Origin of the sequence: Corallococcus sp. CA041A (genome assembly GCF_003612075.1) — a bacterium.
Classification (GTDB): Bacteria; Myxococcota; Myxococcia; order Myxococcales; family Myxococcaceae; genus Corallococcus; species Corallococcus exiguus.
The window spans coordinates 1-9357 of sequence record NZ_RAWF01000339.1; the positions used below are offsets into that span (position 1 = coordinate 1).

The window sequence follows — 9357 nt, forward strand, 5'->3', positions numbered from 1 at the left end:
AACGAGCACCGCGAAGGGGCCCTGGCCGGGCCGGGGGCCGCCGCAGGGGAGGGGCTTTCCGCCTCACCGTGCGTCTGGAGACGCAGACTGCTGACGGTACTCAAGCCGGTGTTCGCGATGGGCGGCCTGGGGATGTTGGGGACCCTGGTGCACAAGGCCGGCGCGGGCGAGCTGAAGACCACGCTCCTGGACGCGCTGCCGCTGCTCCCCTGGGTGGTGTTCATCGAACTGGGACGCCAGGCGTGTGACGCCACGGCGACGCGGCTGTCCTACGGCGCGCGTGCACGGCAGGTGCCGTTGTCGGTGTTGGTGCGAGCGCAGCTGATTGGAACCGCCGTGTCGAGCATGGCGCCCGCGGGCCGAACGGCGGCGGAGGCGACGAAGGCCACGCTGCTGACGCCATACACGGGAGGCGCGGCCGCGACGGCGGCGGCGGCCACGTCGCAGTCGGCGTCGCTGGGAGCCGGAGGGCTCATCTCCTTCCCGTGCGCGCTGGCGGCATATCTGATGACGGGCTGGAGCACGTTCACGGTGGCGATGCTGGTGCACGGCGTCGTGTTGCTGCTCGCGTCGCTGGGCGTGCGCGCGGGGCTCCGGACGAAGCGGCTGGGCACGTGGATGCGCAGGCGGTGCGGAAAATGGGGCGAGCACGCGGAGGCGTTCCAGGCATCGGTGTGCGCCGGAGGGCTGTGTCCGTGGCGGCCGATGCTGGCCTTCCTGGGCAGCCGCGTGTTGCAGGTGATGCAGTACGCGGTGCTGGCGCACGCGGTGGGCATCGACGCGTCGGTGGTGCAGGCGCTGTTCACGCAGGGGCTCTACCTGGTGGCGCTGGCGATGGGCTCGCTGGTGCCGGGGCAGGTGGGCGTGACGGACGGGATGTTCTCGCTGGCGGCGGGAGCGATGGGGACGACGGCCGCGAAGGCGATGTCCATCGCGCTGCTCGCGCACACGGTGCAGGCGGTGTTCGTGCTGGTGGGAGCGCTCACGCCGCTGGTGTGGCGCGCGAAGGCGAAGGTGGCGGCCGCCGCGCCGGTGGTGCCGCCCGTGCTGTCCGCGCCCGTGTACCGCTGAAAGAGGCTCAGGCCGGTCGGACCTGGACCGGTGTCCCGCTGAACGCGGCGTTGCCGCTGACGGCGTCCAGCGCCTGGTCATCCGTGAGGTCGTTGATGCTGGCACCCGCGTGCGCGCTGGCGACCTGCTGGCGGATGCCTGGGCGCTGGTGCCCGTAGCCATGCGGCAGGCTGACGACGCCGGGCATCACATCGGCGGTGACGGCGACGGGCACGGTGACCTCTCCCACGCGTGAGCGGATGGTGGCGTTGGCGCCATCCGCGAGCCCTATGCGTGAGGCGTCGTCCGGGTGGACCATGAGCGTGCAGCGGGGACGGCCCTTCACGAGCCCCGGCACGTTGTGCATCCACGAGTTGTTGTCGCGCAGGTGCCGCCTGCCGATGAGCAGCAGTTCGCCCTCGCGAGGTGCCGCGTCGTCCGGGAACGCGGCACGAAGCCGGGCCACGTCCGCGACGAGCAGCTCCGGTGCCAGTTGGATGCGCTTGGAGCGGTTGCGGAGCCTGCCGGGCAGGCTGGGCTTCATCGGGCCCAGGTCGATTCCATGCGGCGCGGCGCGAAGCTTCGCGAGCGACAGGCCGTGCTTCTTGAGCGGATGGAAGCGCGAGCCATAGGGCCCCATGCGCAGGCCCAGGTCGAGGATGCGCTCCGGCCCCATGCGCTTGAGGGCCTGGTACTGGAGCAGTGCGCGAACGCTCCGTCCCTTGCGCAGGGTCTCCAGCCGGTGCTGGAGCTCCAGGAGGATCTCCCAGTCCTGCCGCGAGTCCGGACCGGCTGGGAACACCGGCGGCGAATACTTCGCCGTGTTGCGCACGGCGAGCACGTGGAAGACGAGGTCGTAGTGTCCTCGCTCCAGCAGCGACGCGGGCGGCAGGATGTAGTGGGCGTGGCGGGTGGTCTCGTTGAGATACGGATCCACGCTCACCATGAAGTCGAGCTGCCCCAGCGCGGTGTCCAGCTGCGTGCCATTGGGCGTGGACAGCACGGGGTTGCCGGCCAGGGTGATGAGCGCGCGGATGCGGCCCTCGCCCGGGGTGAGGATCTCCTCCGCGAGCGCGGCGACGGGAAGCTCACCGGAGGACTCCGGCAGGCCACGCACCCGGCTCTTCCAGCGGCCATGGCTGCCAGGGCTGACGCCGAACGCGCGAGGCCCGCCAATGAGGTCGAAGGCAGGAAGGGTGAAGAGCGCGCCGCCCTCACGGTCCAGGTTTCCGGTGACGATGTTGAGGACGTTGATGAGCCATTGGCAGAGCGAGCCGAACGGCTGCGTGGACACACCGACACGCCCGTAGCAGACAGCCCCGTCAGCGGCGAGGAAGTCCCGGGCGATGCCGCGAAGCACCCCCGGTGCGATGCCCGTATGAGGCGCCGTGCGCTCCGGAGGGAAGTCCCGGACGAGCGGCAGCACGGTGTCCAATCCGTCCACGAACTCCGCGAGCCGTCCCATGCGGTGCGCGTTTCCCTCCAGCACGACATGCAGCAGGGAGAAGAGGGCGAGCGCGTCGGTGCCGGGCCGGACGAAGACGTGCTGGTCGGCGATGACCGCCGTCTCCGTGCGGCGGGGATCGATGACGACGACCTTGCCGCCTCGCTCCTGGATGGCACGCAGCCGGGCGCGCACGTCCGGCGTCGTCATCAGGCTGCCATTGGACGCGAGCGGGTTCGCGCCCAGGACGAGCATGTACCGGGTGCGGTCGATGTCCGGGATGGGCACCAGCAACTGGTGGCCGAACATGAGGTGGGCCGCGAGCTGATGAGGAAGCTGGTCCACGGAGGTGGCGGAGAACCGGTTGCGCGAGCGCAGCGCGCGAAGCAGCCCGGGCCCGAACATCATCGCGCCCAGGTTGTGGACGTTGGGGTTGCCCAGGTACGCGCCCACGGCGTTCGGTCCATGCTCCTTCTGGAGGTCATGGAGCCGCTGCGTGATGTCGCGGAACGCGTCCTCCCAGGACACGCGCTCCCAGCCGGAAGCGGTGCGCTTCATGGGATGGCGGAGCCGGTCCGGATCCTCGTGCAGGTCGCGGAGCGCCACGGCCTTGGGACAGATGTGGCCCCGGCTGAACGGGTCCTCCGCGTCCCCCTTGATGGACGTGATGCGCCCGTCCGCCACTTCGATGCGCACGCCGCACATGGCTTCACAGAGATTGCAGGTGCGGAAATGGACGGAAGCGCTCATGGACGGAGAGCCTACGCCGGCTCTTCCCCGTGTGGGGCCATTGGGTGACAGACTGTTCCCCACGATGGCTTTCCTGAACGTGTCGGTCCACGACGCCGAGGTCACGGGCGTACGGATGGATCGGGAGAAGATGTTCCTGCAGGTGGAGCTGGTCCTGCACACCCGCGAAACCGTCTGGTTTGACTTCCAGGGTGTGGAGGAATGGTCCCTGGAGAGGCTCGGGACGCAGAACGTGCTCTTCGACATCCGCGAATGGCGAGCGGGGATGGACGGAGCCGCCGAGCGCTGCGCGGAGTGTGGGTTGGATGCCGTGCGGACGCAGAAGGTCCTCGCGGGTGAGCTTGCCCTGTACGAGTTCGAGCCGTCCGTGGGGATGGGCGGCTACGTCGTGGCCCGCGACGTGACGATGGCGCGCACCTGGGAAGAGAGCTCCCTGCAAGGCGTCTCCATCGAACTCGACTTCCTCCTCAAACCCGGCTGGAAGCGGACAAGTGAGGACGGCGGGAACCACGTGGTCACAGGCCCCGCGGGTCCTGAGTTCAGTTCGGAGATCTGGCGCATTGCCCAGTTCATCACGTACGGCGACTACATGAGCCTGGAGAAACTGGATGAGGCGGGGCACCTCTACCGGCTGATGTCTCGCGCACGCAAAAGCATTGGGTTTCAGGTGATGTTCCGGGCGGTGCATCCGGACCCATGAGAGGTCACATGATTTCCCACTCCAATCGATTCATTCACCTGGAGCTCAAGCCCGAAGCTGCCTCGCCCTACGCCCTTATGGGGTCCATCCGTGTCATGGGCGACGAAGGGCGAATCCAGGACGAACAGACATACATCAATGCCTGGCTGTGGGCCCTGGACGTGGGGCTGAAGCGGCTCCAGCACGAGTCACCCGTGCGGGTGAAGTTGCTCTGGGAACCCGATGCCCTGAGCTTCGCTCACGACGAAGGCGTGCTGGTGATCACGTACGAGGATCAGGTGGCACGGGTGCGGGATGTCGCTGCCTTCCGGCAGGCGCTTCGCGAAGCGGCGCAGCATCTGAAGGCCCTGCGCGATGAAGCAGAGCGGATGGACGTCGCGAAGATGATCCACTCGGACATCTTCAAGTTGCTGGACGGCGTTCGTCAGCGCCCGTCCATGTATGTGCCTGGCAACGAGCCTCTGGGCTTGGTGCATCTGCGAAGCCTGGAGCAGATGCTGTGGGGCTACTCATGCGCATTGCACCACCACGGGATTCTGGAGCCAGGGCTCGACTTCCCCGTGAAGTTCGGGGCGTACCTCTCCGAGACCCGAGGCTGGAGCACCTCCTGCGGTCCGGCCGCCGCCATCCACAAGGCAGCCGGCGGCGACCCGGAGGCATGGGCGCTGTACTGGACGCTCATCGACGAGTTCCGCGAATCGCTGGCCCGCCCCAACCCGCTTCCGGAGTAAGCTCAGCTCCCGGGTTTCATGACACCCCGCGCCATCCGCCCTGTCCGCCGGACAACCGGGGAGTCACTTGAGCCCCCAACAGCCTTGCCTTGGGCCTCCGGTTGCCGTCCAATGGTGCACAAACCAATGATCGTGACCGGTGGCGGTTTTTAAGAGCATGCGCACCGTTGCGATCACCGGCGTTGGGAAGAGGGTGAAGGGGAAGGCGATGATGGGGACGGCGTTGAAAAAGGGGGCGCGAGGGCTCGCGCTGGGGATGCTCCTGCTGGTGGGCGCTGCCGCCCATGCGGGACAGGCGGGCGGGGTCAACATGCCGGATTCCCTCCAGGTGGAGGGGCGCACACTGGCGCTCACCCACATGGAGCTGAAGAAGAAGCTCTTCTTCAACGTGTACGTGTGGAGCCTCTACATGGAGGAGGAGCCCACCTGCTTCAAGGAGGCTGTGTCGTCCAACAGCCTGAAACGACTGCACTTCCGCTTCCTGCGCACCATCAGCAAGGACCAGCTCGTGGGCAGCTTCCGCGAGGGCCTCCGCCAGAACCCGGCCATGCGCCAGGACGCCCTCAACCAGTCCCTGGAGAAGCTGCTGTCGTCCCTCCATGACGTGCGCAAGGGCGACGACCTCGTCCTGACCTACCTGCCCGGCTCCGGCCTCCACGTCTCCGGCGGCGCGTCCGGCGGGGTCCACATCCCCGGCAAGTCCTTCGCCGACGCCCTCTTCAGCTCCTGGCTGGACACCCACCCCATCTTCCCCAAGTAGGGCCGCTCGTCGGGCGGGGAAGCTTTGGCCTCAAATTGGATGCGCGTTTCTCCTAGGCTGCGGGCCCGAGAGCGGTAATCTCGGACCCACCAACATCCTTGTCAGGAGGAATCGCACCTATGCGGACACGTCTGGTTCTGGCTGCCCTCGTTGCCCTTTCCACGGGTTGCGTCTCGCAGGGGAAGTTCAACGAGAAGGCCCTGGAGGCGGAAGGGCTGACGAAGAACCTCACGGATGAGAAGGCGGCCCGCGCGGCCGCCGAGGCGAAAATCAAGGAGCTGGAGGAGAAGCAGGCCGCGCTGGAGCAGGAGAAGACCGCGCTGGAGACGCGCCTCAACGCCTCCGAGAACCGCCTCACCGGCGCCGCGGCCGAGCGCCGCGCCCTGGAGGAGAAGAACGCGCAGCTGGCCGCGCTCAACGACGAGCTGGGGCGCAACGCCAAGAAGCTCGCGCAGGCGAAGGAGGAGCTGGAGAAGAAGAGCTCCGAGTACGAGAACCTGGCCCAGTCCCTCAAGCAGGAGATTTCCGACGGCAAGATCGAGCTGTCGGAGATGAAGGGCCGGATGACCGTGCAGCTCAAGGACAAGATCCTCTTCGCGTCCGGCTCCGCGCGCGTGGGCAAGGAAGGGCAGGACGCGCTGGTGAAGATCGCCGACGCGCTCAAGACGGTGAAGGGCCGCATCGTGCGCGTGGAAGGCCACACGGACGACGTGCCCACCGGCGGCGGACAGTTCGCCACCAACTGGGAGCTGAGCCTGGCGCGCGCGATGGCGGTGGTTCGTTCGCTTCAGGACTCTGGCGTGGACCCGACCATGCTGTCCGCGGCGGGGTACGGGCAGTACCAGCCGCTCGTTCCCAACGACACGCCGGAGCACAAGAGCCAGAACCGGCGCATCGAAATCGTGCTCGCCCCCGGCCTCGGGGGGCGCTAGGAGGGGGCGCGGGAGACCCGCGCACCCTTCATGAGAACGCTCCTCTGCGTCGTCTGTGTATTGCTTGCGACCGGAGCCGTGGCACAGGCTCCGGACGCAGGAACTCTCGCCGGCGATGCTGGCGCTCCCACGGGCGTGCTGACGAAGCCGCCCGCCCTCCTGCGTCAGGTCGAAGCGGCCTACCCGCCGGATGCCGCCGCCCAGCAGCTCGAGGGCACGGTGGTGATGTTCATCGACATCTCGGAGACGGGCGCCGTCACGAATGTCGAAATCACCCAGCCCGCGGGCCACGGCTTCGACGAGGCCGCCACGGAAGCGGTGAAGCAGTTCCAGTTCGAGCCCGCGGAGGTGGACAACGTCCCCGCGCCGGTGCGCATCCAGTACGCCTACCAGTTCGTCTTCCGCGCGCCGGAGCCGCAGCCGGAGGCCTCGCCGGACGGCGGCGTCGCGGAGCCTCGGGGGCCGGTGAACTTCAGCGGCCAGGCGGTGGAGCGCGGCACGCGCAAGCCCCTGGTGGGCGCGGAGGTGGTGCTCACGGAGTTGGACCGCTCCACCGTCACGGACGGCGAAGGGCGCTTCTCCTTCCGAGGCGTCCCCGTGGGCACGCACCCGGTCGTCGTGGTGCTGGGCAACTACGACCGCTTCAAGACGCAGGAGACGATTGAAGAGGGCAAGGAGACGCGGGCCACGTACTACGTGCAGAAGCGCATCTTCAGCCAATACGAGACGGTGGTCCGCAGCGACCGCGAGCGCAAGGAGGTGACGCGCACGACCATCTCGGTGGCGGAGGTGCAGCGCATACCGGGCACGCAGGGTGACACGCTCAAGGTGGTGCAGAACCTGCCGGGCGTGGCGCGGCCCGCGTTCAACGGCGGCGCGCTGGTCATCCGAGGCACCAGCCCGCAGGAGTCCGGCGTCTTCCTGGACGGCCTGCGCATCCCCATCCTGTACCACTTCGGTGGCCTCACCTCCGTGTACAACTCGGACCTGCTGGAGGCGGTGGACTACCTGCCCGGCAACTTCTCCGCGTACTACGGCGACATCACCGGCGGCGTCATCAACGTGCGCAGCCGCGAGCCCCGCACGGACCGCTACCACGCCACGGTGGGCATCAGCCTCATTGAGTCCAACGCGGTGATTGAAGGCCCCATCACGGACACGCTGAGCTTCGCGATTGGCGGCCGGCGTTCGTACATCGACCTGGTGCTCAAGGCGGTGCCGTTCGACGACGACAGCCTCCAGGTGGCGCCGCGCTACTACGACGCGCAGGCGAAGCTGGTGTGGAAGCCGAGCAGCCGCCACACCTTCACGCTGCAGGGCCTGACGTCACGCGACCGTCTGGCATTGCTCCTGGACCAGCCGGCGGATGGCGACCCGTCCGTCAATGGCGGCCTGGATGTGACGACGGGCTTCAACCAGCTGCGCCTGCGGCACCAGTTCCGCGAGGGCAGGCTGACGGTCGACACGCATGGGCTCGTGGGCAACACCATCCTGGACTTCCAGATTGGCGAGCGCGGGCTGCGCATCGCGTCCACGGACCTGTATCTGCGGCCCACGGTGGAGTACGCGTTCAACGACAGCGTGATGGTCGCGGGCGGTCTGGACGTGGTGGCGAACCTGGCGAACGTGACGGCCAGCATCCAGCAGCCGCCGCGCGAGGGCGAGCCGCCGTCGCCGCTGGTGACGGAGGACCTCATCAACATCGACGGGAAGTTCACCCAGTACTACCCGTCCGCCTGGGCGGAGGTGCGGTGGCGGCCCATCAAAGACTTGCTGGTGGTGCCGGGCGTGCGCACGGAGAGCTACCTCTTCACGGACCAGCAGGAGGTGAAGCGCACGGTGAACCCTCGGCTCGCGGTGCGCTACGCGCTCACGGAGACGCTGACGCTGAAGGGCGGCGCGGGCGTCTACCACAGCCCTCCGGTGCAGGATGAGCCGTCGCCGGGGTTCGGCAATCCGGACCTGGGGGCGAAGCGGTCGCTCCAGTACAGCGTGGGTGCGGAGTGGCAGGCGCGGCCGGAGTGGTTCGTGGGCAGCGAGGTCTTCTACAACGACCTGGATGACCTCATCGTCCGCTCGAACGCGCGCGTCGTGCGCGACGGCGAGTCCGTGCCTGAGAACCTGAAGAACGGAGGCGTGGGGCGCATCTATGGCTTCGAGCTGCTGGTGCGCCGGGCGCTGACGGACCGGCTGTTCGGCTGGATTTCGTACACGCTCAGCCGCAGCGAGCGCCGGGACGCGCCGGGAGCGCGCTGGCGCAAGTTCGACAACGACCAGACGCACGTGCTGACGGCCATCGCCAGCTACAAGCTGCCGAAGGGCTGGGAGGTGGGCGCGCGGTTCCGCTTCGCGTCCGGCAACCCGACGACGCCGGTGCTGGGCTCCAAGCGCGACGACACGACGGACGTGTTCATCCCGTACTACGGGCTGGTCAATTCCCAGCGGCTGCCGTCGTTCAACCAGCTGGACATCCGCGTGGACAAGAACCTCATCTTCGACACCTGGAACCTGGACCTCTACCTGGACCTGACGAACGCGTACAACAACCAGTCGGTCGAGGGCGTGGCCTACAACTACAACTATTCCAAGCGCGAGTACTTCAAGGGCCTGCCCATCCTGCCCGTGCTCGGCTTGAAGGGAGCCTTCTGAACGCCATGCGCACTCCCGTCCTGCTGTCTGTCATTGCATTGCTGGGGTCGAGCGCGTGCAGTGGCCCCGACTTCGAAGCCCAGAGTGAGATTCGCAGCGTGCGCGTGCTCGGCATCAAGGCGGAGCCGCCGGAGCTGGCGTTGGATCCGAACGCCTCCACGCTGCCGCCGCCGGTGACGTTCAGTGCGTTGGCGGTGACGCCGGACGCGCGTCCGGTGACGGTGACGTACGCGCTGTGCCGGCCGGACGTGAATCCCTACGGGGACGTGGCGTGTCCGGGGGACAGCGGGGTGCCGTTGCCGGGCGGGGTGTTGTCGTTGAGTGACCCGGCGGTGCAGGCG

At 68.0% G+C, this 9357-nt stretch carries 7 protein-coding genes and 1 pseudogene; 7 read left to right on the plus strand and 1 reads right to left on the minus strand.

Annotation, left to right across the window (positions count from 1 at the left end):
* The first annotated feature begins 21 nt into the window (after window positions 1-21).
* Window positions 22-1071 (plus strand): lysylphosphatidylglycerol synthase domain-containing protein, encoded by a 1050-nt coding sequence (locus D7V77_RS37600; RefSeq protein ID WP_233597477.1) that lies wholly within the window; start codon window positions 22-24, stop codon window positions 1069-1071.
* Window positions 1072-1078: 7 nt separating this feature from the next.
* Here D7V77_RS37600 and D7V77_RS37605 read toward each other — a convergent pair whose 3' ends face one another.
* Complete coding sequence (locus D7V77_RS37605) at window positions 1079-3244, minus strand: molybdopterin oxidoreductase family protein (RefSeq protein WP_120581060.1); 2166 nt, start codon at window positions 3242-3244, stop codon at window positions 1079-1081.
* A 64-nt stretch (window positions 3245-3308) separates the two neighbouring features.
* Here D7V77_RS37605 and D7V77_RS37610 point away from each other — a divergent pair, with 64 nt between their 5' ends.
* The 6 genes and pseudogenes from D7V77_RS37610 to D7V77_RS37635 form a co-directional block, all read left to right on the plus strand.
* Complete coding sequence (locus tag D7V77_RS37610; protein ID WP_147452284.1) at window positions 3309-3944, plus strand: hypothetical protein; 636 nt, start codon at window positions 3309-3311, stop codon at window positions 3942-3944.
* Between the two features lie 8 nt (window positions 3945-3952).
* On the plus strand, window positions 3953-4675 hold the full coding sequence (locus D7V77_RS37615; RefSeq protein WP_120581062.1) for a hypothetical protein: 723 nt from the start codon (window positions 3953-3955) through the stop codon (window positions 4673-4675).
* 157 nt (window positions 4676-4832) lie between these two features.
* Window positions 4833-5435 (plus strand): chalcone isomerase family protein, encoded by a 603-nt coding sequence (locus D7V77_RS37620; RefSeq protein WP_233597476.1) that lies wholly within the window; start codon window positions 4833-4835, stop codon window positions 5433-5435.
* Between the two features lie 119 nt (window positions 5436-5554).
* A complete protein-coding gene (locus D7V77_RS37625; RefSeq protein WP_120581064.1) occupies window positions 5555-6367 on the plus strand; it encodes an OmpA family protein in 813 nt (270 codons plus the stop codon).
* 30 nt (window positions 6368-6397) lie between these two features.
* Entirely contained in the window at window positions 6398-9016 is a 2619-nt protein-coding gene (locus D7V77_RS37630) for a TonB-dependent receptor (protein ID WP_120581065.1), read from the plus strand.
* Between the two features lie 5 nt (window positions 9017-9021).
* Window positions 9022-9357: pseudogene (locus D7V77_RS37635) on the plus strand (hypothetical protein); the annotation flags it as partial.

Excerpts from the sequence above, each read along its gene's own strand:
- D7V77_RS37605 (WP_120581060.1), bottom strand. The coding sequence starts at position 3,244 with ATGAGCGCTTCCGTCCATTTCCGCACCTGCAATCTCTGTGAAGCCATG.
- D7V77_RS37610 (WP_147452284.1), top strand. The coding sequence starts at position 3,309 with ATGGCTTTCCTGAACGTGTCGGTCCACGACGCCGAGGTCACGGGCGTA.
- D7V77_RS37615 (WP_120581062.1), top strand. The coding sequence starts at position 3,953 with ATGATTTCCCACTCCAATCGATTCATTCACCTGGAGCTCAAGCCCGAA.
- D7V77_RS37620 (WP_233597476.1), top strand. The coding sequence starts at position 4,833 with ATGCGCACCGTTGCGATCACCGGCGTTGGGAAGAGGGTGAAGGGGAAG.
- D7V77_RS37625 (WP_120581064.1), top strand. The coding sequence starts at position 5,555 with ATGCGGACACGTCTGGTTCTGGCTGCCCTCGTTGCCCTTTCCACGGGT.
- D7V77_RS37630 (WP_120581065.1), top strand. The coding sequence starts at position 6,398 with ATGAGAACGCTCCTCTGCGTCGTCTGTGTATTGCTTGCGACCGGAGCC.